Genomic DNA, 21,848 nt, shown 5'->3' with positions numbered 1-21,848 from the left:
GGTGATGGACCCGCGCCGACGCCGGGGTTACGGTCTGGCTCCCGCTTGCTGCCCCTAACGCCTGCCCGATGCCCGTTTCCGGAACGCACCTCATCGATCCGCCCCATGTCGAGCCTCCCCTTGGGCGCGTGACAAGTCTCGATGGCCTGCGGGGCTTTGCCTCCTGCACGGTGGCGATCTTCCATTTCTTCTACGCCTTCACGCCCGGTCCCTTCCGCTCCTGGGGCCGCACGGGTTTTTCGGTCTCCGACACGCCGCTGGCGGTGCTGTGGAACGGGCATTTCTCCGTCGCCGTCTTCTTCGCCTTGAGCGGCTTCGTGCTGGCCGCCTCGGCGCCGCGCACGCTGAAGGAAGCGCCGCTGTTGATCGGCCTCCGGTACTTCCGCCTCGCCTTGCCGGCGCTCGCCGGCTCGCTCATCGCCTGGTTCTGGATCACCGGCTTTCCCGATGCGGGCAAGGCGGCGCAGGCGATCTCCGGCAGTTCGTGGTTCCGCTGGACCCATCAGCCGCCCCTCCCACCCTTGTGGGTGGCGGCGTGGGAAGGGGCGGTGGGGGTGTTCGTGCAGAAGGGCCAGCCGCTGTTCGACAATCCGCTATGGACCATGCGCATTGAGCTGACGGGCTCGTTCCTCATCTATGGCGGCTATGCTCTCATACGCGGCCCGGCACGGGTGCCGGCGCTGGTGGCGGGGCTCGTTGGTCTTGCGATCGCCGGCAATTTCTCACTCGCCGCCTTTTGCGGCGGGGCGCTGCTGTTCGAGCTGCGCGGCTGGCTGAGGCCGCTGCCCATGTGGGGGACGCTGCTCGCGCTCCTCGGCCTCGTGCTCGGCGCCACCTATCCCGGCCATGCGGACGGGCCGGGCCTTGCCGACGCCATCCTCTCCCGCCTCGGCGCCGAGGGATGGCGGGAGGCGGGGGCGCTGCTCGTCATCATCGCCTTTCTCACCACGCCATGGCTGCGTGACCTGTTCGAGCGGCCGGCGCTGCAGCATCTCGGCGCGCTCTCCTTCCCGCTCTATCTGGTGCATGTGCCGCTCATCGTCGGGCCGGCGGCATGGGCCTTCGTTCATTTCGCGCCTCTGGGCGTGGCAGGGCTCGCGCTCTTGTTTGCGCTCACCGCGCTCGCGACGTTCCTCATCGCCAGCCTGTTTCTGGTGCTGGTGGAGCGGCCGGTGCTGGATGGCCTGCACGCCGTCCGCAAATGGGGGCGGGCGCGGCTGGCCGAGGCGTGAGCGCTGCGTTCGCTCAGGCGCTGGGCGGGCTTAGAGGGCCACCGCCATGGCCGGAATGGGGATCACCTCCTCGTCGTCCGGCCCGTAGTCGCGCCACATGAGGAGCGCGAACGGGGCGGGGGCATCGAGCACGGTCAGCGGGGCGTGCCAGGTGCCCGGCGCCAGGGTGATGCCCTGTCCCGGCGCGGGCAGGAAGGCTTCCGCCGCCGCGAGGTCCGGCCCGTCCTCGGCCGTGCCCGGCGCCACCACGATCACCCAGCGCGCGGGTGCCATGGGCACGAAGCTCTGGGAGGTGAAGATATGCCGCTCGATCACCTCCACCGCCACCGGCTGCGGCACCGGCGCGGCGAGAATGATGGAGAGGCTGGCGGGCGCATCGGGCTTCAGGTTGGCGAGACCTTTGTCGAAGGAGGTGCGCACGCCCACCGTCTCCGGCACCGCGAACACCTCGCCATAGGGCGCGAAGGCCGCCGCCGTCAGCGGGCGCGGGACGAGAGGCCTCACGCGCCGCCGCCCGCCACCGCGAGCACCGCGTGCAGCAGCACATTGGCGCCGGCGGCGCACTCCTCTGGCTTGGCCGATTCCAGCTCGTTGTGGCTCACGCCGTCCTTGCACGGCACGAAGATCATGGCGGTGGGCACCACGGTGGCGAGGTGGAAGCTGTCATGCCCCGCGCCGGAGACGATGGGCCGGTGCGGCAGGCCGAGCCGGTCGGCGGCGGCGGCGATGGCGCCGGTCATGGCCGGGTCGAAATGGGTGGGTTCCTTGCGCCAGATGGTGTCGAGGCGGATGTCCACCTTCCGCCGCGCGGCGATCTCCTTGACCTGCGTCTGAAGCGCCTTGTCGAGAGCATCCAGAATGGCGGCGTCCGGCGTGCGGAACTCGCCGGAAAAGGCGATCTCGCCGGGGATCACATTGCGCGAGGGCCGCGCGATCACCGCCTCGCCGACGCTGCCCACCGCGTTCGGCCCATGGGCCTTGGCGAGGCCCTCGATGGCCAGCACGATCTCGGAGAGGGCGGCAAGCGCATCCTTGCGAAGATGCATGGGCGTGGAGCCCGTATGGCTCTCGAAGCCGCTGATGCGGCCGTCGTACCAGATGATGCCCTGGCCGTGTTCCACCACGCCGATGGGAAGCCCCTCCGCCTCCAGGATCGGCCCCTGCTCGATGTGCAGTTCGAGGAAGCCGGAGAATTTCCGCGCGCCCACCTCTTCCGGGCCGCGATAGCCGATGGCGTCCAGCGCCGCGCCGACGCTGATGCCCTCCGCATCGGTGCGGGCGAGGATGTCGGAGACCGGCAGGTCGGCCACGTAGCCCGCCGAGCCCATCATGGCCGGGGCGAAGCGGGAGCCTTCCTCGTTGGTCCAGTTGCAGACGCAGATGGGCGCCTCGGTCTCGATGCCCGCGTCATTGAGCGTGCGCACCACTTCCAGCGCCGCCATCACGCCCAGGATGCCGTCGAACTTGCCGCCGGTGGGCTGGGTGTCGAGGTGCGAGCCGATGCCGAGCGGCAGCTTGGTCATGTCCTTCCCCGGCCGCAGAGCGAACATATTGCCGAGGCCGTCCACGCTCACGGTGCAGCCGGCGGCCTCGCAGGCGGCGCGGAACCAGTCGCGCACCTGCCGGTCCTCTTCCGACAAGGTGAGACGGCGCACGCCGCCCTTCTCGGTGCCGCCGAAGCGGGCGGTCTCGATGATGCTGCTCCAGAGGCGGTCGGCGTCAATGGTCAGGTTGGAGGCGGGTGCGGACATCAATTCACCGGAACGGGGGTTTCAGCCAGAACACAGCGCACGTCGCGGCCGGGGCCGAGATGGACGAGCGGCGGCGGCGCGACGGTGCAGCGCGGCTGCGCGAAGGCACAGCGCGGCGCAAAGGAGCAGGCGACGGGCGCCTTGTCGAGGGAGGGCGGCGTGCCGGGGATGGTCTCCAGCCGCGCCCCTCGCGCCGCCCCATGCACGGTGGAGGCGAGCAGCCCGCGCGGATAGGGATGCTGCGGCGTGCGGACGATCTCGCCCAGCGTGCCGGTCTCCACGATCTGGCCGGCATACATCACCGCCACCTTGTCGCAGATCTCGATGGCGACGCCGATATCGTGGGTGACGAAGATCACCGACATGCCCATCTCCCGTTGCAGCTCGCGCAGCAGCAGCAGGATCTGGATCTGAACCGTGGCATCGAGCGCGGTGGTGGGCTCGTCCGCCAGAAGGATCTTGGGGCGGCAGGCCAAAGCGAGCGCGATCATGGCGCGCTGGCGCATGCCGCCGCTCATCTCGTGGGGATAGGCATCCAGCCGGCGCTTCGCCGAGGGGATGCGCACCAGCTCCAGCATCTCCAGCGCGCGGGCCGTTGCGTCGCGCTGGCTCGCGCCCTCGTGGCGCATCACCGATTCCGAAATCTGCCGGCCGATGGTGTAGACCGGGTCCAGCGCCAGAGCGGGCTCCTGGAAGATCATGGAGACGGTGCGGCCGCGGAAGTCGGAGAGCGTGGCGTCGTCCATGGCGAGCACATCCTGCCCCGCCACATGTACGCTGCCGGAGATCACCGAGCGCCGCTTGGGCAGGAGGCGCATGAGCGCGCGCATGGTGACGCTCTTGCCCGAGCCGGATTCCCCCAGCAGCCCGAGCACCTCGCCCTCGCCGAGGGAGAGCGACACGCCGTTCACCGCATGGACGGTGCGCTCGCCGGTGAAGCGGATGGTGAGGTCGCGGATATCGACGAGGGGCGTTGGGACAGCAGCCATCATGCCTCCTCCGGCATCTGTTCGTGGAAATCGGTTTCGCGCTGAAAGGCGGCGCCGATGCGGATCAGCGTTGTCTCGGCGAACGGCCGGCCGATCACCTGCAAGCCGACGGGAAGTCCTGCGCCGGTGAAGCCGCAGGGCAGACTCACGGTGGGCAGGCCGAGATAATTCACCGGCCGGGTGAACCGGGTGATGCGCTGGATCATCGCCTCCGCGCCCAGCCCGCCGTCCGTGTCGGTCTCGGCGATGGTGGGGGCGGGCATGGGAGCGGTGGGGGCGAGCACGGCATCCACCTCGGCGACCGCCGCCAGATGCTCGGCCAGCGCCGGCCCGCGCCAGCGGAGCGCTTCCAGATAGGTCACGGCGGGGATGGCGAAGCCGTTCTCCAGCCGGGAGCGGATCTGCGGGCCGTAATCCTGCGGGCGCTCCAGAAGCCACGCCTTGTGGCTGGCGGAGGCCTCGCAGTTCAGCACCACCTGCGAGGCGCCGGAGAGCTTCATCTGGTCGGGCAACGACACGCTGACGATGCGCGCGCCGCCGCGCTTCAGCGTCGCGATGGTCTCGTCCAGCACGCGGGCGACTTCGGGGTCGAGATCGTCCACATAGAAGGCATCGGGTATGCCGATGGTAAGGCCCTTGAGGCGGCCTTCGGCGGCGGCGAGATAGTCCGGCACCGGGGCGGTGGCGGTGGTGGGATCGAGCGGATCATGCCCGGCCATGAGGCTGAGCAGGATGGCGCAGTCCTCCACCGTGCGGGCCAGCGGGCCGATGGTGTCGAGGGAGAAGGAGAGCGGCATGGCGCCGTAGCGGCTCACGAGCCCCACCGTGCTCTTCAGCCCCGTGACGCCGCAGAAATGCGCGGGCATGCGGATGGAGCCGCCGGTGTCTGAGCCGAGCGCGCCATAGGTGAGCCGCGCTGCCACCGCCGCCCCCGAGCCGGAGGAGGAGCCGCCGGTGACATGGGCGGTGTTCCACGGGTTCCGCGCGGCGCCGAAATGGGCGTTGTGGCCGGTGGGGCCGTAGGCGAACTCCACCATGTGCAGCGCGCCCAGCCGCACCGTGCCCGCCGCCTTGATACGGGCGAGCGCCGTGGAATTGGTCGTCGCCACCTTGTCCCGCAGGATCTTCGAGCCGCAGGTGGAGACGAGGCCTTCCTCGTAGAACATGTCCTTGTGGGCGAGGGGCAGGCCGTGCAGCAGGCCCTTCACCTCGCCCTGCGCCAGCGCGGCATCGGCCGCATCGGCGGCGGCCAGCGCCGCTTCCGGCTCGATGGCGATGAAGGCGTTGAGCGCTGGCTGGAGCCGCGCGATGCGGGCCAGGCACGCTTCCGTCGCCTCGCGGGAGGAGAGCACGCCGGCGCGGATGGCCATGGCGGCTTCCGCGAGCGTCATCAGCGCCGGATCGGCCGGCGCGCCGGCGGAGGGGCGGAGCGACAGGCTCATTGGCCGCCCTCCTTCGGCTCCGCGCAGGGCCGCTGCACCGCGAGGAAGGTCGCCGGCTCCAGATCGAACGGCAGGGTTCCGGCGATGGCCAAGAAGGCTGCGAGGCCCGGCGAAATGCCGGAAGCGATGCGCGCCGCATCACTGGCGGGAAGATCGAGGCCGGCGGCGCGGATGATGGCGGCGGCGTCTTCAGACGAAAGATGCTGGCTCATGCGGCGACCTCCGTCGCGGCGGGCGCGCGGCTGTGGCCGGAGCCCGGGATCACCATGTGACAGGCGGCGAGATGGGCATCGGGCGCCGTATCGCCAGGTGTCGCCGGGGAGAGCGCCGGGCCGACGCGGCCGCACACCTCTTCGGCGAAGGAACAACGGGTGTGGAAGCGGCAGCCGGCAGGCGGGTCGATGGGGTTGGGCGGATCGCCCGAGAGCGGCGGCGTCTCGGTGCGCTTGTCCGGGTCGAGGGCCGGCATAGCGGCGAGCAGAGCGCGCGTGTAGGGGTGGGCAGGGGCCTCCCACACCTCGTCCACCGGCCCAACCTCCACGACCTGCCCGAGATACATCACCAGCACGCGGTCGGAGATGTAGCGGACGACGTTGAGGTCGTGGCTGATGAAGACGTAGGTGAGGCCGAACTCGCGCTTGAGGTCGGTAAGCAGGTTCAGGACCTGCGCTTCCACCGACTTGTCCAGCGCCGAGACTGCCTCGTCGAGGATGACGAGCCGAGGCTTCAAGGCAAGAGCGCGGGCGATGTTCACGCGCTGGCGCTGGCCGCCGGAGACCTCGTGGGGATAGCGATTGGCGAAGACTTCGGGGCGCAGGCCCACCTTGCCCATCAGCTCGCGCGCCAGTGCCCGCGCCTCCTTGTCGGAGACGCCGTGCACCTTGGGGCCGAAGGCGATGCTGTCCTCGATGGTGAGGCGCGGGTTCAGGGACGCATAGCTGTCCTGGAACACCATCTGCATCCCGCGCCGGAACTCGCGCAGGGAGAGGCTGTAGCCGACGACTTGCCCGTCGAACAGGATCTCGCCGGAGGTGCGCGGCATGAGGTGCATGAGGAGGCGCGCGGTGGTGGACTTGCCGCAGCCGCTCTCGCCCACGATGCCGAGCGTTTCGCCCTTGGCGACGGCGAAGGACACGTCGTCCACCGCCCGCACGGTCTTCTTCTCGGCGAACAGGCCGCCGCCGATGGGGAAGTGCTTGGTGAGGCTGTTGACGGCGAGCAGCGGCTGGGCCGGTCCGCCGAGATCCTCAAGAGGTTCGATGGTGCTCAATTGCGGATGTCCATGGCGCTGCGCAGCCCGTCGCTGAGCATGTTGAAGCAGATGGAGACGGCGAAGATCATCACGCCCGGCAGCGCCGCCACGCCCGGATTGACGTAGATGGCGGTGCGCAGGGTGTTCAGCATCAGGCCCCATTCGGGCTCCGGCGGCCGTGTGCCGAGGCCGAGGAAGGAGAGGCCCGCCGCGAGGATCATGGAGACGGAGATGAGGCCCGTCGCATAGACGAAGATCGGCCCCAGCACGTTGCCCAGCATATGGACGCGCATGATGGTGAGCGCCGAGGCGCCCGATGCCCGCGCCGCATCCACGAAGTCGAGCGAGCGCACCGAGGTGGTGACGCTCTCCGCCACGCGGGTGATCTGCGGCACGAACACGACGGTGAGCGACACGATGGAATTGACGATGCCGGCCCCCAGCACGCCGGAGATGGCGATGGCCAGCAGCACGGAGGGGAAGGCGTAGAACACGTCGATCGTACGCATGATGATCGTGTTGACCTTGCCGCCGAGATAGCCGGCCAGCAGCCCGAGGCTGGTTCCGATGCCGAAGGCGAGGATCACCGGCAGGATGCCGATGAGCAGCGAGAGGCGCCCGCCATAGACGAGGCGGGAGAGCATGTCGCGGCCGAGCTCGTCGGTGCCCAGCGGATAGCCCGGCGTGCCGATGGGGCGCAGCCGGCGGATCATGGAGCCCTGGTAGGGATCGGCGAGGCCGAGCCAGGGTGCGAAGATGGCGGCGAGCACGATGAGGATGAGGATGGCCGCGCAGGCCATGCTCACCTTGTCGCGGGAGAGGCGGCGGGCCACCGTCGCCCAGTAGCCGCGGGCCTTCTCGACGGGGGCCGCCTCGAGGGCGGCGTCGCTGGTCATCGCCACGATCAGGCCCTCTTGATGCGCGGGTCGATCGCCGCCTGGGCGATGTCCACCACGAGGTTGAGGAAGACGAAGAACAGCGCCAGCACGAGGATCGTGCCCTGCAGCAGCGGCAGGTCGCGCTGGAAGATCGCCGAGTTCAAGAGGAAGCCGGTGCCCGGCCAGGAGAACACCGTCTCGATGAGGATCGAGCCGCCCAGCAGATAGCCGAGCTGGAGGCCCATGACGGCGATGGCGGTGGGCAGGGCGTTCTTCACCACGTGGCGGAACACCTGGGTTTCCCTGAGGCCCTTGGAGCGCAGCGCCTCGACGAAATCCTGCGAGAGGATGTCGCCGGTCAGCGCGCGCACCGTGCGCGTCACGATGCCCATGGGGATTACCGACATGGTGACGGCGGGCAGGATGAGGAAGCGCAGATGCTCCCAGTTCCACGCCCAGCCGCCCGGCCCCATGCCCACGGCGGGCAGCCAGTTGAGCCACACCGAGAAGATGATGACCAGCACCATGCCCAGCCAGTAATGGGGCACGGAAACACCGGCCACCGCGATGGAGGTGGCGAGCTTGTCTACCCAGGTGTTGCGGAAATAGCCGGCGATGAGGCCGAAGAACGCGCCCATCACGAAGCCGATGAAGGCGGCCGTCACGGCGAGGATGAAGGTGTTGCCCACCGCCGCTGTGACTTCGCTGAGCACGGGCCGGCCGGTGGCGATGGAGGTGCCGAGATTGCCGTGCAGCGCCTTCCAGATCCAGATGCCGAACTGCACCGGCAGCGGCTGGTCGAAGCCGTAGGCCGCGCGCATCTGCGCCGCGAGTTCCGCGGAGGCGTCGGGCGGGAGCACCGCCACCAGCGGGTCGCCGGGTGTGATGTGCACCAGAAGGAAGCACACCAGCGCCACCGAGACGACGATGGGGATCACGTAGACGATGCGCCTGAGGACATAGACCAGCACGGGGCCACCTTGTGGATGCTGATGGGGCGCGGAGCTGACGGGCTCCGCGCGGGTCGCTTCTGTTCTCCCCCCTCTCCCCTTGCGGGAGAGGGGTCGGGGGTGAGGGGTGAGGGGTGAGGGCCTCTCGGCCCCCGACACCGTCTGGCCGGTGACTGCCCCCTCATCCGTCTCGCGGCTGCGCCGCGATCCACCGCCTCACTGGCTGATGGACACCGGCGAGAAGTCCACGAACCAGCTCTTGGGCTGCACGAAGCCCTTGATCTTCGGGCTCAGCGCGCGGGGGCCAACATCGTGGGCGACCCACAGGAAGGCCGCGTCGTCCACCGAGGCCGCGTGCAGTTCGGCGAGGGCGGCATCACGCGCGGTGGGGTCGAAGGAGTTGCGCGCCTTCTTCACCAGTTCGTCGAACTTCGGGTTGTTGATGTAGCCCCAGTTGTTGGACACCGGCGGCGCCATGCCGGACTGGAGGAAGCGCACCATGGCGAAGAACGGGTCCATGGCGGCGTAGGTGATGTTCACCGCGTTGGAGCCGTTGGCGGAGGGGTCCTTCGCGCCCTTGCGCCAGTTGGTGAACAGCGTGTTCCACTCGATCACGTCGAGCTTCACGTCGAAATAGCATTCGGCCAGAGCCTGCTGCAGGTATTCGTTCATGGGCAGGGGCAGCATCTGCCCCGAGCCGGACGCCGACGTCTGCGTCGTCACCTTCAGCTTCTTGTCCGGGCCGAAGCCGGCTTCCTTCATCAGCTTCTGGCCCTCCTTCACATCATACTTGATCTGGAAGGTGGGGTTGCCGCGCCAGGGGTGGCCGGGCTCCACTGTGCCGGTGGCGGGGGCCATGAGGCCGCCGAGCAGGCCTTCCTTCATCCCCTCACGGTCGATGCACAGGTTCGCCGCCTTGCGCACCCGGATGTCGTTCCACGGCGAGCCCTCGATGCGGGAGAACTGCCAGGGCCAGACGTGCGGCTGCTCGTTCGCCTCGATCTTGAAGCCACGGGACTTCAGCTGGGGCAGGGCGTCGGGCGCGGGCGCCTCGATCCAGTCCACCTGGCCTGCGAGGAGGGCGGCGGTGCGGGCGTTGGCCTCGGGCATGGGCAGCAGCACCATGCGGTCGGTCTTGGGGATGCGGTCCTTGTCCCAGTAAGTGGGGTTCTTCACCAGCTCCAGCCGCTCGCGCGGAACGAAGGCGGCCATCTTCCACGGGCCGGTGCCGGAGGCGCTGCGGGCGAAGATGGTCCAGGCCGCGGCAGCCTTCGCCTTCGCGTCGGCGCCCTCGGCCGTCTCATAGAGCTTCTGCCAGTGGGCGGGGCTCGCCATGAACAGGTTGGTGAGGTTGTAGGGCAGGAAGGAGTCCGGCTCCTTGGTGGTCAACTCCACCGTCAGGTCGTCGATCTTCTTCGCCGATGCGAGGGTGGGCATGCGCGAAGCGGTGACGCCCACCTGGCTGGCATCGAACTGGGGTGCCTCCTTGTTGAGCACCTTGTCCACGTTCCACACCACGGCATCGGCGTTGAAGGGCGAGCCATCATGGAAGGTCACGCCGGGGCGCAGCTTGAAGACCCACTTGGTCTTGTCCTGATCGTCCACCTTCCATTCGGTGGCGAGGCCGGGAACGAGGACGCTGGGCTTGGTGGCCGAGGACAGATCCCACAGCACCAGCGCGTCATACATGGTGAGACCGGTGAAGCGATTGCCCTCGAAGCCCTGGTCGGGCTGGCCGAGGGTGCGCGGAATGTCGGCCGCCGTCATGCCGATGCGCAGGGTGGTCTCAGCAGCGGCAAAGCCCGGTACCAGAAGGGCCGGGACGGCGATGGCGCCCCCCGTGGCCACGAGAAAGGCGGCCGTCCGCAGGAGGCGGCTGGCCGGGCTGTTGCGCAGGTCTTTCTTGAGCATCGTCGAGTCCTCTTCGGCGCGATGCCCATGCTGGCTAGCAACCCCTGTGCCATGCGGTCGAAGCCGCCGCGATCCTTTGTGCCGCTACGGAATGCTTGCAACAGTTCGTCGTCAAATCATCAACGAATTACGCATGTGCCCACCTATTAGGCAGAAGCGGTCCATCGCATGCATTTTGGCCTCAGCGGCGTGCGTGCCGCTTTTCAGCGCGGCCTGCGGGTGCTTCCTTTGGGGCGGGCAGGGGAGGGCGCTTTGAAGATTCTGGTTCTCAACGCGAATACCAGCAAAGCCGTGACCGATCGCATGGTGGCGGCGCTGGGCCGTCGCGCGCCAGCGGGCGTCGAACTTGTCGGCGTCACGGCCACGTTCGGCGAGCCCTATGTCACCACCCGCCAATCCGCGGCGGTGGCGGGCCATGCGGCCCTGGAGGCGGTGGCGTCGGCCGTGGCGAAGGAGCGGGAGGAAGGGCGCCCGCCGTTCGATGCCGCCCTCTACGCGTGCTTCGGCGAGCCGGGGCTTGAGGCGCTGCGTGGCGCGTTCGCCTTCCCCTTTGCCGGAATGGCGGAGGCGAGCATCCTCACCGCGCTCCAATTGGGCGAACGCTTCTCCATCGTGGTGCCGCACGGCGAATGGCCGGCCATGCTGCGCGAGCTGATGCGCCGCACCCACTTGGATGGGCGCTGCGCGGGCATCGCCATGGTCCCGGGCGACGCCCTCGGCCTGTCCGCGCGCCATGCGGACGGTTCCTCGGACAAGACCTGGGCCGTGGCGCGGGTGGTGGAGGAGACCATCGCCGCGCAGGCGCCGGATGTGCTCATTCTCGGCGGCGCGGCGCTGGCCGGTTACGCGGCCGAGATCGAGGTCGCCGCTCCCGTGCCCGTCATCGATTCCCTCGAAGCCGGCTTCGAGCAGGCGCTGGCCCTCGCGCGGCTCGGCTCCTGCCGCAGGGAGAGGCGCTGAGAGGCTTACTGGGGCTTGGCCTTGCAGGGGAATTTCTGTCGTGCCGGGCCGGGGGGGCTGCTATAGGCGGGGGCCGGCGCCTCCGCGCGACCGGCGCCCGTCCCCGCGCGAGGGGCGGCTGCTGCAGCGAGTTCCCCCTTGATCGTTGATCCCCTCTTCTATGCCGCCGCTGTGCCGGCCACCATTGTGGTGGGCCTCTCCAAGGGCGGCTTCACCGGCCTGTCGGTGCTGGGCCAGCCCATTCTGGCGCTGGTGATGTCGCCCATCCAAGCGGCCGCCATCATCCTGCCGGTGCTGATCGTCCAGGATGTGGTGAGCCTCTACGCCTACTGGCGCCGCTGGAGCCGGAAGGAGCTGCTGCGCACCCTTCCCGGCGCCATCGCGGGCATCGTTCTCGGCTATCTCCTCGCGGCCTCCGTGTCCGACGCCGCGGTGGCCTTCGGCATCGGCGTGCTCTCGGTGGCGGAGGCGGGGCGCTCCTTCCTGTCGCGGCGGCTGAAGCGGACGCCGGGGGAGTCCGGTCCCATCGCCGCCGCGGTGTGGAGCGCCGTCTCCGGCTTCACCAGCATGATCGCCAATGCGGGTGGCCCGCCGCTGATGATCTATCTGCTGCGGCGCCCGCTGCCCGTGCAGCAGTTCGCGGCGACGGCCACCGCCTTCTTCGCGGTGGTGAACTGGGTGAAGCTGCCGTTCTTCCTCGCGCTGGGCCAGGTCTCGTTCCAGAATCTCGCGACCTCGGCCGTGCTGATTCCCATCGCCGTGCTCTCGACCATGGCCGGCGTCTGGCTGGTGCGGCGGGTCTCGCCGGAGCGCTTCTTCGGCCTCGTCTATGCCATCCTCGCCGTGGTCGGCGTGAAGCTGATCTATGACGGGGTGACGCACTTCTGAGCGCGCGCCCCGTCGCGTTCGCTCAGGTCAGCGGCGTCGGCATGAGCCCCTGGACCGCCGGGCGCGCCTTCAGCCGTGCGTACCAGTCGGCGAGGTTGGGCAAATCGGGCCGTTCCAGCCCGGTGCCCTCCAGCGGCATGTTGAACCAGCGGTGGGCGCAGCAGGCGAGCGGGATATCGGCGACGGTGAGTCTCTCGCCCACCAGATAGTTTCGGCCGGCGAGCGCCGCCTCCACGATGGCCAGCGCCGCGCCGAGACTGGCGAAGGCCGGCGCGAGGGCCTTCGGATCGCGCTTGTCAGGCGCGGTGCGCACAATGCCCCAGGTCAGCGCGCTCAGAGGGGCGGCGACGGTGCCGAGCTGGAAATCCATCCAGCGCCCGGCCGCAGCCTGCGGCTGCAGGTCAGTGGGCATCAGCGTGCCGAGCCCGTGGCGGGTGGCGAGATAGCGCACGATGGCGTTGGATTCCCACAGCACGAAGCCGTCATCCTCGATCACCGGTACCCGACCCACCGGGTTCATGGCGCGGAAGTCCGGGGTGTCCACCACGCCGAACGCGCCGCCCGCCTCGATCCGCTCGAAGGGAAGGCCGAGCTCCTGCGCGGTCCAGATCACCTTTTCCACATTCACGGAATTGATGCGGCCCCAGACCTTCAGCATGTGCTGTCCTCCGCTTGTGCGACGGGGCGCTTCTAGCCCCGTTCGCGCGCGGGCGCGAGCTTTCAGCGCTCGGTGAAGGCGCGGGCCATGGCGTCGGCCAGTGGGCGCAGCAGATAGCTCATCACGGTGCGCGAGCCGGTGTGGAAGGCGACTTCCGCATCCATGCCCGGCTGGAGCCGGCTCCGCAGGTCGGCCGGCACGTCCGTCTCGTCCACGCCGACGCGGGCGAGGAAATAGGGCTGGTGGGTGGTCTCGTCCACCAGCCGATCGCGCGACACCGACGCGAGATGGCCGAGCACCATGGGCGTTGTGCGGCCGTGGAAAGCGGGAAAGCGCACTTCCACCGCCTCGTGGAGGTCGAGCCGGTCGATGTCCTGCACAGGCACGCGCGCCTCCACCACCAAAGGCGCGTCCACGGGCACGATCTCCAGCAGCGTGTCGCCTGGGCGAACCACGGCACCCACCGTGTAGATGCGCGGATTGATGTTCTGCACGATCCCGCCGCTGGGGGCGCGGATCTCGATGCGCTCTAGCACGCTGCGGGTGACCTGAACCTTCTCCTTCAACTCCGCCAGTTTCTCGCGGATGTCCAGCAACTGGGAGCCGACGTCCTCCGCCCGCTGCTGCGTGAGCTGGACGATCTGCATCTTCTGCTCGCCGATGGAGCCGCGCGCCTTGGCCTCGTCGGCAATGTTGCGGCCGACGAGCCCGTCCAGCCGCGCCTTTTCCCGCTCCAGCGAGGAGACGCGCGACTTGTTGACGAGGTGCTTGCGCTCCAGCTCGCGGACGGCGGTCAGTTCGTCCTCGACGAAGGCCAATTGCTGCCGGGCCGAGGCACGTTCCTGGGCAAGTCCCTCCAGCTCATGGCCGAGCTGGACGATGCGTCCGTTCAGGATGTCGATCTGGCTCTGGAAGGCGGCGCGGCGGTCGCGGAACTGGGCGATCTGGTCGGCCATGGCCTCCCGGACGGCGGGCACGCGGGCAAGTTCCAGAAGCTCGGGCGGGAAGGTGATGGCGGGAGCATTGTCCCGCTCGGCGACGAGGCGCGCTTCCAGGGCCAGGGCGGCGCGTCGCTGGGCGAGGGCGGCCTCGTCATTGGCCCGCGACTGGGTGGGATCGAGCCGGAACAGGGTTTCGTCCCGCCTCACCGTCTGCCCCTCCTGCACCAGGATGGCGGCGACGATGCCGCCTTCCAGATGCTGCACCACCTGCCGCTTGCTCTCCACGCCGATCACGCCCGGCGCGACCACGGCGCCGTCGACACGGGCCATCGCTGCCCACCCGCCGAAGCCGAGGAAGGTGACGGCGATCAGGGCGTAGCCGAGCAGCGCGACGCTGCGATAGCCCGAGGGAGGCCGGGGCGAGGCGCCGGCGAAGGGGCGGTCGGGGAAAGCGGGCGAGGTCATGCGCGCCTCACGGCTGGTTCGCCGGACCGGCCGACGAGGCCGGCGCGGCGCCGAGGCCGGCAACGGATTTGCGGACGCGAACCGTGGGTGCGCCGCCCACGGCAGAGGCTGCCGGCTGAGGCATCTGTGTGGGCGCCGAACCCTGGGCGACGCGCTTCATCACCTCGTCGCGCGGGCCGAAGGCGAGGGCGGCGCCATCCTTGAGCGCGAGCACGAGATCGCATTGGGCGAGGGCGGCCGGCCTGTGGGTGATGAGCACAACCGTGCGGCGCGCTGCCTTCAACTGCTTCAGCGCTTCGGTGAGCGCGGCCTCACCGGCGGGGTCGAGGCTGGCATTGGGCTCGTCCAGCACGATCAGCGCCGGCAGGCCGAACACCGCGCGGGCGAGGCCGATGCGCTGGCGCTGTCCGCCCGAAAGGGCGAGGCCGCCGTCGCCGATCTCGGTATTGTAGCCCTGCGGCAGCTGCTGGATCATCTCGTGAACCCCGGCGAGCTGCGCCGCCGCCACCACGGCCTCCGGCTCGGCCGCGGTGAAGCGGGCGATATTCTCCGCGATTGTGCCGGCGAACAGCTCCACGTCCTGCGGCAGGTAGCCGACATGGCGGCCGAGTTGCTCCTCGTCCCAATGGGCGAGGTCCGATCCGTCGAGCCGCACCGCGCCGGAGGCGGCCTGCCAGACGCCTACCAACGCCCGCGCGAGGGTGGATTTGCCGGCCGCCGTCGGGCCGATGACGCCGAGGACGCTCCCGGCATCGAGGCGGAAGGACAGCTGGCGCAGCACCGCCACCTCGCGGACCGGCGCCCGCACGAACAGGTTCTCCACGCTCACCGTTCCCGTGGGGTCCGGCAGGCGCAGCCGCTCGGGCGGGGGAGGGGCGGCGCGCAGCAGCAGCTGGATGCGGCCATAGGCGGTGCGCATGTTCACCACCGATTTCCAGTTGCTCACCGCCTGCTCGATGGGCTGGATGCAGCGCCCGACCAGAATGGAGCCGGCGATGATCATGCCGGGCGAGATCTGCTTCTGGATCGCGAGCCACGCGCCGAGCCCGAGCACGATGCTCTGCACCAGCGCCCGGTTGAACTTGGTGATGCCGATGAGAAGCGCCCCCCGGTCTCCGGCCCGGCTCTGCCAGCCCATGGCGTCCTCGTGCGCTGCGTTCCAGCGCGCGCGCAGCGCCTGGGACATGCCCATGGCCTTCAGCACTTCCGCATTGCGCAGGGTAGCGGTGGCAATGGCGCTCGCCTTGATGCCGGCGCGACCCGCCTCGGCGAGGCTCTGGCGGGTGGCGCGGTTGTTCAGCACGGCGAGGAAGCCGGAGAACAGGCAGCTCGCCACCGCCAGCACCCCGTAATAGGGATGCAGCAGGGTCGCGCAGATCATGTAGATGGGCACCCACGGCACGTCGCAGAGAGCGGCGAGGCCGGCGCCGGCATAGAAATCGCGCACCGTGTCGAGGTCGCGCAGCGCCTGCGCCTGTCCGTTGCCCGGCGCGCGCAGCGCCATGCGCCGCACGGCATCGAACACATCCGCCGCCACCTTGGTGTCGAAGGCGATGCCGGCCCGCTCCAGCAGGCGGGAGCGCAGCCCTTCCAGCGCCGCCCACACCAGATAGAGGAAGGCGGTGATGAGGGTGAGCAGCACCAGCGTCTCGATGCTGCGGCTGCCGAGCACCCGGTCATAGACCTGCATCATGTAGATGGAGGCGTTGAGGCCGAGGAGGTTAATGAAGAAGCTGAACACCACGACGCTGACGAAGGCCGGCCGGATCGTCCGCAGAGCATGGTCCAGCGCCGTCGGTGCGCCCGAGGCGGCTGGCTCTCTCGATCCCGTTACGCTCATGCCCCAACGTCTCCGGCCCGGCTGCAGGCCATGCTCGTTTGACGCGCAATGGCGCCGAGCCCCCGTTGTATGCGGCGGAAGCGCCCGGCGGAAGCTGCGGAAAGCCCGGGGGCGGCTCAATTTCGATTGCCGCAACGGCAGGTGCGCCTCGCCCGGTCATCCCCTTCGACTTCGCCACAATGGGATGCGAGGATGACGGCACGGAAAGACCATGGCCCGCATCTTCGCCTTCCTCGTCGTCTTCATCTCGCTGCTGGGCGCGGCGCCATGGCTCGTGCCCGTGGCGAAGGAGAGCGCGAAGCTCCTCGCCGCCCGCGACGATCCCGCCGCCCTTGCCGATCTTGGCCTCCGGGACTTCACCGGGGAGGACGCCGCGCGTGCCATCGCCGCGGCGCTGGCGGAGGACGATACGGCCCTCGCCACCTCCTATCTCGCCTTGGCCGATGCCCGGCACCTCGCCGTTCCCCCGGAGCTGCGCAAGCAGGTGGAGGCGGCCAACGGCGGGGCGGCGCAGGCGCTGCATTCCGCCAAGTCGTTCGGCATGGGCTTCGTCACCGGCCAGCCCAATGATCTCGCCGGCCTCGCGGGGGCGGCGGCGAGCGACCTGATGGTGTGGGGCGACATCCGCGACGCCGGCCGCGAAGGCCTCAAGATGGCCCGTGGCGAGGAGCCCGATCAGCTCATCCTCGGCCTGTCCGCGGTGGGCATCGCCGTCACCGCGGGAACTTACGCCACCGTGGGCGCGAGCCTGCCGGTGCGCATGGGTATCTCGCTGGTGAAGGTGGCGAAGCGCACTGGCCGCCTCTCCGCCGGCCTGCTGCGCGCCTTCACCCGGGCCGCCCGCGAAAGCGTGGATTTCGTCGCCCTGCGCCGCCTCCTGTCCGGCTCGACGGCGGTGGACGGGGCGGCGGTGAAAAGCGTCGTGCGCACCGATCGCCTCGCCACCCTCACCCGGATGCTGGATGACACCGCCCGCATCGAGGCCAAGGCCGGCACCCGCGCCGCGCTGGAAGGCTTGAAGGTGGCCGAGGGCGGCCGGGACCTCTCTCGTGTCGCCCGCCTCGCCGACGCCAAGGGGGTGCAGACGCTCGCCATCCTGAAGACGCTGGGGCGCGGCGCCATCGCCATCACCAGCCTGCTGTTCCACCTCATCTGGTGGGGCTTCCTCGCGGCCTTCTATCTCTTCGCGCTGGTGTCCAGCTTCAATTCCTTCTGCGTCGCCTGCGCCCGCCGGACGTGGCGGCATAAGCGGCGGCGGGGGCGCCGGGACGCGGCGTCCGGAGCGATGCCGCGCGGAAAGCTCTTCTTTCGGCGCACGCCGACCGTTGCGCCCGTGGCGGAGATCGCGGTTCCCGCTGGCGCCGCCGCAGATGTCATCGCCGAGGCCACCCGCGACGTCCTCGCCGCCACCGAGGCGGTGCGGGCACTGGCGCGGGACGGCGAGACGGGTGGGGAGTTGGCAGGCGGGGAGGGACCTTCTAGTTTCCCGGCCCGCGCGCCCGAGCGGCGCGACACATTCCCGCTCGCCGTTCCCCGCGAAGGTTCCTCATGCCCCATTTCTCCTCCGACGGTGTCGATATCGCCTATCTCGATCAGGGCGCCGGCGAGCCGGTCCTCCTGATCCACGGCTTCGCCTCCACCAAGGAGATCAACTGGGTCGGCCCCTCCTGGACGAAGACGCTCACCGAGGCGGGCTACCGCGTCATCGCCTTCGACCATCGCGGTCATGGGGAATCCGAGAAGCTCTACGATCCCGCGCTGTACGACACCCGCCTGATGGCAGAGGACGCCCACCGGCTGCTGCGGCATCTCGGCCTCGAGCGGGCGGACGTGATCGGCTATTCCATGGGCGCGCGTGTCGCCGCCCAGATGGCTTTGCATTTCCCCCACGCCGTGCGCTCGGCCATCTTCGGCGGCCTCGGCATCCATCTCGTGGAAGGCGCGGGCCTGCCGCAGACGGTGGCGGACGCACTGGAGGCGCCGAGCCTCGACGACGTCACGGACCCCATGGGCCGCATGTTCCGCGCCTTCGCCGATGCCAACAAGGCGGACCTGAGGGCGCTCGCCGCCTGCATCCGCGGCTCGCGGCAGGTGCTGTCGCGGGAGGAGGTGGGGCGCATCTTCCAGCCGGTGATGGTCGCCATCGGCACCCGCGATGCGGTGGCCGGCGCGGCCGCGCCGCTGGTGGCGCTGCTGCCGGACGGCACCCAGCTCGACATCCCCAACCGCGACCACAATCCCGCCGTGGGCGACAAGGTGTTCAAGCAGGGCGCTCTCGACTTCCTGAAGTCCCGGCCCTGACGCCGGCCGGCGGGAACCTCTCGCCTTGCCGCAGCATGTGCTAGAACAGGAGCAAGTTTGATCCCCGAGGAGGCAGAGATGCCGCAAGTGCCGATGGTTTCCCAGATGCCGGAGCTTGCCGTGCCGCGCGTGACGCGCCTTGGCACCGAGCGCTGGCACGATGTGGTGGACCCCGTGTGGGCGCGCCTGCGCAACGAGGCCGAGGAGGCCGCCGAGCGCGAGCCGCTGCTTGCCGGCTTCTTCACCAGCGCCATCCTCGGCCAGCCCAGCCTCGAAGCCGTGATCGGCGAGCGCATCGCCGCCCGCCTCGGCGACACCGACCTGCCGGGCTCGGCCATCCGCGCCGCCTGGCTCGATGCGGTGGCCCGCGACAAGGACATTTCCCAGGCGCTGCGCGCCGACGTGATGGCGGTGGTGGACCGCGACCCCGCCGCCGACCGCACCCTGGAACCGGTGCTCTATTTCAAGGGCTTCCACGCCATCCAGTCGCACCGGCTCGCGCATTCCCTGTGGGGCAACGGGCACAAGGATTTCGCGCTCTACCTCCAGAGCCGCGCCTCATCCGTCTTCGCCGTGGATATCCATCCGCAGGTGCCCATGGGCCGGGGCGTGTTCTTCGACCATGCCACCGGCATCGTCATCGGCGCGACGGCGGTGATCGAGGATGACGTCTCGATCCTCCAGGGCGTGACGCTGGGCGGCACCGGCAAGGAGAGCGGCGACCGCCATCCCAAGATCCGCCGCGGCGTGCTCATCGGCGCCGGCGCCAAGGTGCTGGGCAACATCGAGGTCGGCCGCTGCGCCCGCGTCGCCGCCGGTTCGGTGGTGCTGAAGCCCGTGCCCCGCAACTCAACCGTCGCCGGCATCCCGGCCAAGGTGGTGGGCGAGGCCGGCTGCGCCGAGCCCGCGCGCTCCATGGACCAGATGTTCGAGGACAACATCTGGTCCGGTGCGGACATCTGACCCCGCCGGCTTGAACGCACGCCCGATGGCGGCCATAAGGCGGCCTTCCGCTCTCAGGAGGATACCCCTTGGACAAGACCGAGATCGAGCAGGTGCAGCGTTATATGCGGACCCTTTTCAACAATCCGCAGATCAACGTGGCAGCCCGCGCGAAGCCGAAGGGCAGCGCCGAGGTGTTCCTCGGCGAGGAAGCCATCGGCACTCTGGACAAGGACGAGGAGGACGGCGAGCTTTCCTATCATTTCCGCATGCCGGTTCTGGATAAGGACGCTCCCAGCTACCTGCGGACCAAGTTCGGCAACCCCAAGTTCAAGGTGGTCGCCTTCGCCAAGTCGAAGGACACGGCCGAAGTCTATCTCGGCGAGGATTCCATCGGCACCCTCACCAAGGACGAGGAAAAGGGGAAGGTCGTGCAGAACTTCCGCATGGCCATCTTCGAGACCGACCTCGAGTGATCGCATCGCGGTAGCCACGGCCGCCCATCCCGTGCTTGCGCCTTCGCCTGAACGCGCTACACCTCTGGCATATTGAATCCAGAGGGGAGGGCGCCGTGGCGCTGCTGGAGGTCTCCGGGGAGCGGTTCAGGGTGGAGGTGACGGGTCCGGAGGGCGCGCCGCCGCTCATCCTCTCCCATTCCCTCGGCTGCACGCTCGGTATGTGGGACGAGGTGGTGCCGCTGTTCGCGGGCCGCCGCCTCATCCGCTACGACGCCCGCGGCCATGGCGAGAGCGCGGCGCCTGACCAGGTCTATTCCATGGGCGACCTCGGCCGCGACGTGCTGGCCATCATGGACCGGCTCCATCTCGCCACCGCCGATTTTTGCGGCCTGTCGCTCGGCGGCATGGTGGGTCAGTGGCTGGCGCTGAACGCGCCGCAGCGCCTCACCCGCCTCATCCTCTCCAACACCACCGCCCACGCCGGCCCGGCGCGCTTCTGGGATCACCGCATCAAGGCGGTGCGCAAGGATGGCACCGGACCCATCGCCGATTCCGTCATCGACAGCTGGTTCACGCCCGAGTTGAAGGCGCAGCGTCCGGCGCGGGTGGCCGAGGTGCGGGCGATGGTGACGGGCACCAGGCCCTCCGGCTACATGGGCACCAGCGCCGCCATGCGCGACATGGATTTCCGCACTGACGTGACGCGCATCACCACCCAGACTTTGGTCATCGTCTCCGACGGCGATCGCTCGACGCCGCCAGCCTGGGGCGAGGCCATCGCCGCCGCCATCCCCGGCGCGAAGCTGGCGCGCCTGCCGGGCGGGCACCTCTCCGCCATCGAGCAGCCGGAGGCAATTGTGCGGGCCGTCTCGGCCTTCCTCGGCTAGGCGCGCGCTCGCGCCGCGCCGGCCGGGCGTGACATCGCCCGGCGCTTGTGGAAGATGCCGCGCGAATGCGTGGAGGCGCGGCATGGCATCCCTTCAGAGCGGTCACGGCCACGATCACGACGACCACGATCACGACGACCACGATAGCCACGATCACGATCACGACCGCGACCACGCCCGCCATTCGCATGGTTCTGGCGGGCACGGCCATTCCCACGCCCCTCCGGATTCGCTGCGGGCCTTTGCCATCGGCGCCGGGCTGAACCTTGGCTTCGTTGTCATCGAGGCGGGGTTCGGCTTCATGTCCGGCTCGCTCGCCCTTCTGGCGGACGCAGGCCACAATCTCTCCGACGTGCTCGGCCTGCTGCTCGCCTGGGGGGCCGCGTGGCTGTCGCGCCGTGCGCCGACGCCCAAGCGCACCTACGGCTATGGCCGCTCGTCCATCCTCGCCGCGCTCGCCAATGCGATGCTGCTGCTGGTCGCCACCGGCGGCATCATCCTGGAAGCCTTCGGCCGCATCGCAGACCCCGAGCCGATCCAGACCGGAATCGTGATGGTGGTGGCGCTGGTGGGCGTCGGCGTGAACATCGGCACGGCGCTGCTGTTCATGGCGGGGCGCAAGGGCGACCTGAACGTCCGCGGCGCCTTCGTCCACATGGTGGCGGACGGCGCGATCTCGCTGGGCGTGGTGATCGCCGGCGCAGTCATCGCGCTCACCGGCTGGCTGTGGCTCGACCCGGTGGTGTCGCTGGCGATCTCCGTCGCCATCGTCGCCGGCACATGGGGGCTGCTGCGGGACAGCGTGAACCTCGCCATGGACATGGTGCCGGCGGGCGTCGACGCGGCCGAGGTGGAGGCCTATCTCGCCGCGCGGCCGGGCGTGAGCGAGGTGCACGACCTGCACATCTGGGGCCTCAGCACCACCTCGGTGGCGCTCAGCGCCCATCTGGTGCGGCCCGGCGCGACGCTGGACGATGATTTCCTGTCGGAGACGTGCGCGGAGCTGAAAGCCCGCTTTGGCATCGCCCACCCGGTGCTTCAGGTGGAGGAGGGGCGCATGCAGTGCGCCCTCGCGCCGAGGGACGTGGTGTAGAAGCCGATCG

Annotated in this window: 21 protein-coding genes; 9 read left to right on the top strand and 12 right to left on the bottom strand. The window is 69.6% G+C overall.

What is annotated here, in order from left to right:
- Positions 1-128: 128 nt before the first annotated feature.
- Positions 129-1,232: an acyltransferase gene (locus FHT36_RS04485; RefSeq protein WP_169121268.1), complete on the top strand. Its 1,104-nt coding sequence runs from the start codon at positions 129-131 to the stop codon at positions 1,230-1,232.
- Between the two features lie 30 nt (positions 1,233-1,262).
- Here the strand turns inward: FHT36_RS04485 and FHT36_RS04480 are convergent, their stop codons facing one another.
- The 9 genes from FHT36_RS04480 to FHT36_RS04440 form a co-directional block, all read right to left on the bottom strand.
- Positions 1,263-1,736, bottom strand: a complete 474-nt coding sequence (locus FHT36_RS04480; RefSeq protein WP_169121267.1) for an ureidoglycolate lyase — start codon at positions 1,734-1,736, stop codon at positions 1,263-1,265.
- Positions 1,733-2,983 carry a Zn-dependent hydrolase gene (locus tag FHT36_RS04475; RefSeq protein WP_169121266.1) on the bottom strand — a complete coding sequence of 417 codons (1,251 nt, stop codon included), beginning with the start codon at positions 2,981-2,983 and terminating at the stop codon, positions 1,733-1,735. Before FHT36_RS04475 ends, FHT36_RS04480 begins: the two co-directional genes overlap by 4 nt.
- Complete coding sequence (locus tag FHT36_RS04470) at positions 2,983-3,972, bottom strand: ABC transporter ATP-binding protein (protein ID WP_169121265.1); 990 nt, start codon at positions 3,970-3,972, stop codon at positions 2,983-2,985. Before FHT36_RS04470 ends, FHT36_RS04475 begins: the two co-directional genes overlap by 1 nt.
- A complete protein-coding gene (locus FHT36_RS04465; RefSeq protein WP_169121264.1) occupies positions 3,972-5,414 on the bottom strand; it encodes an amidase in 1,443 nt (480 codons plus the stop codon). Before FHT36_RS04465 ends, FHT36_RS04470 begins: the two co-directional genes overlap by 1 nt.
- Entirely contained in the window at positions 5,411-5,626 is a 216-nt protein-coding gene (locus FHT36_RS04460; RefSeq protein WP_169121263.1) for a hypothetical protein, read from the bottom strand. The genes FHT36_RS04465 and FHT36_RS04460 overlap by 4 nt, the downstream gene beginning before the upstream one ends.
- A complete protein-coding gene (locus tag FHT36_RS04455; RefSeq protein WP_169121262.1) occupies positions 5,623-6,684 on the bottom strand; it encodes an ABC transporter ATP-binding protein in 1,062 nt (353 codons plus the stop codon). The genes FHT36_RS04460 and FHT36_RS04455 overlap by 4 nt, the downstream gene beginning before the upstream one ends.
- A complete protein-coding gene (locus tag FHT36_RS04450; protein WP_169121505.1) occupies positions 6,681-7,562 on the bottom strand; it encodes an ABC transporter permease in 882 nt (293 codons plus the stop codon). The genes FHT36_RS04455 and FHT36_RS04450 overlap by 4 nt, the downstream gene beginning before the upstream one ends.
- An 8-nt stretch (positions 7,563-7,570) precedes the next feature.
- Positions 7,571-8,515, bottom strand: a complete 945-nt coding sequence (locus FHT36_RS04445) for an ABC transporter permease (protein ID WP_169121261.1) — start codon at positions 8,513-8,515, stop codon at positions 7,571-7,573.
- Between the two features lie 195 nt (positions 8,516-8,710).
- On the bottom strand, positions 8,711-10,405 hold the full coding sequence (locus tag FHT36_RS04440) for an ABC transporter substrate-binding protein (RefSeq protein WP_169121260.1): 1,695 nt from the start codon (positions 10,403-10,405) through the stop codon (positions 8,711-8,713).
- Between the two features lie 252 nt (positions 10,406-10,657).
- Between FHT36_RS04440 and FHT36_RS04435 the strand changes: the two genes are divergently transcribed.
- A complete protein-coding gene (locus FHT36_RS04435; protein ID WP_169121259.1) occupies positions 10,658-11,365 on the top strand; it encodes an aspartate/glutamate racemase family protein in 708 nt (235 codons plus the stop codon).
- Positions 11,366-11,503: 138 nt separating this feature from the next.
- On the top strand, positions 11,504-12,253 hold the full coding sequence (locus tag FHT36_RS04430; protein WP_169121258.1) for a sulfite exporter TauE/SafE family protein: 750 nt from the start codon (positions 11,504-11,506) through the stop codon (positions 12,251-12,253).
- Between the two features lie 22 nt (positions 12,254-12,275).
- Here FHT36_RS04430 and FHT36_RS04425 read toward each other — a convergent pair whose 3' ends face one another.
- The 3 genes from FHT36_RS04425 to FHT36_RS04415 form a co-directional block, all read right to left on the bottom strand.
- Positions 12,276-12,911 (bottom strand): glutathione S-transferase family protein, encoded by a 636-nt coding sequence (locus FHT36_RS04425; protein ID WP_169121257.1) that lies wholly within the window; start codon positions 12,909-12,911, stop codon positions 12,276-12,278.
- Between the two features lie 62 nt (positions 12,912-12,973).
- The gene (locus FHT36_RS04420; protein WP_169121256.1) at positions 12,974-14,317 is read right to left on the bottom strand and encodes an HlyD family type I secretion periplasmic adaptor subunit; all 1,344 of its coding nucleotides are present in this window, start codon (positions 14,315-14,317) and stop codon (positions 12,974-12,976) included.
- A gap of 7 nt (positions 14,318-14,324) precedes the next feature.
- Entirely contained in the window at positions 14,325-16,157 is a 1,833-nt protein-coding gene (locus FHT36_RS04415; RefSeq protein ID WP_169121255.1) for a type I secretion system permease/ATPase, read from the bottom strand.
- Between the two features lie 211 nt (positions 16,158-16,368).
- Between FHT36_RS04415 and FHT36_RS04410 the strand changes: the two genes are divergently transcribed.
- The 6 genes from FHT36_RS04410 (at position 16,369) to FHT36_RS04385 (ending at position 21,838) form a co-directional block, all read left to right on the top strand.
- Complete coding sequence (locus FHT36_RS04410) at positions 16,369-17,778, top strand: hypothetical protein (RefSeq protein ID WP_169121254.1); 1,410 nt, start codon at positions 16,369-16,371, stop codon at positions 17,776-17,778.
- On the top strand, positions 17,706-18,458 hold the full coding sequence (locus FHT36_RS04405; protein ID WP_169121253.1) for an alpha/beta fold hydrolase: 753 nt from the start codon (positions 17,706-17,708) through the stop codon (positions 18,456-18,458). The genes FHT36_RS04410 and FHT36_RS04405 overlap by 73 nt, the downstream gene beginning before the upstream one ends.
- 78 nt (positions 18,459-18,536) lie before the next feature.
- Positions 18,537-19,421 carry a serine O-acetyltransferase gene (cysE, locus tag FHT36_RS04400; RefSeq protein ID WP_210257553.1) on the top strand — a complete coding sequence of 295 codons (885 nt, stop codon included), beginning with the start codon at positions 18,537-18,539 and terminating at the stop codon, positions 19,419-19,421.
- 68 nt (positions 19,422-19,489) lie between these two features.
- Complete coding sequence (locus tag FHT36_RS24330) at positions 19,490-19,876, top strand: DUF3126 family protein (protein ID WP_229643817.1); 387 nt, start codon at positions 19,490-19,492, stop codon at positions 19,874-19,876.
- Positions 19,877-19,971: 95 nt separating this feature from the next.
- Positions 19,972-20,745 carry a 3-oxoadipate enol-lactonase gene (gene pcaD / locus FHT36_RS04390; RefSeq protein WP_169121252.1) on the top strand — a complete coding sequence of 258 codons (774 nt, stop codon included), beginning with the start codon at positions 19,972-19,974 and terminating at the stop codon, positions 20,743-20,745.
- 82 nt (positions 20,746-20,827) lie between these two features.
- On the top strand, positions 20,828-21,838 hold the full coding sequence (locus FHT36_RS04385; RefSeq protein WP_169121251.1) for a cation diffusion facilitator family transporter: 1,011 nt from the start codon (positions 20,828-20,830) through the stop codon (positions 21,836-21,838).
- Positions 21,839-21,848: the final 10 nt, after the last annotated feature.

It is taken from the genome of Xanthobacter sp. SG618 (assembly GCF_012932745.1).
Lineage (GTDB): Bacteria > Pseudomonadota > Alphaproteobacteria > Rhizobiales > Xanthobacteraceae > Xanthobacter > Xanthobacter flavus.
Note: the sequence above shows the minus strand (reverse complement) of the source record. Positions and strands in the feature narration are given on the sequence as shown.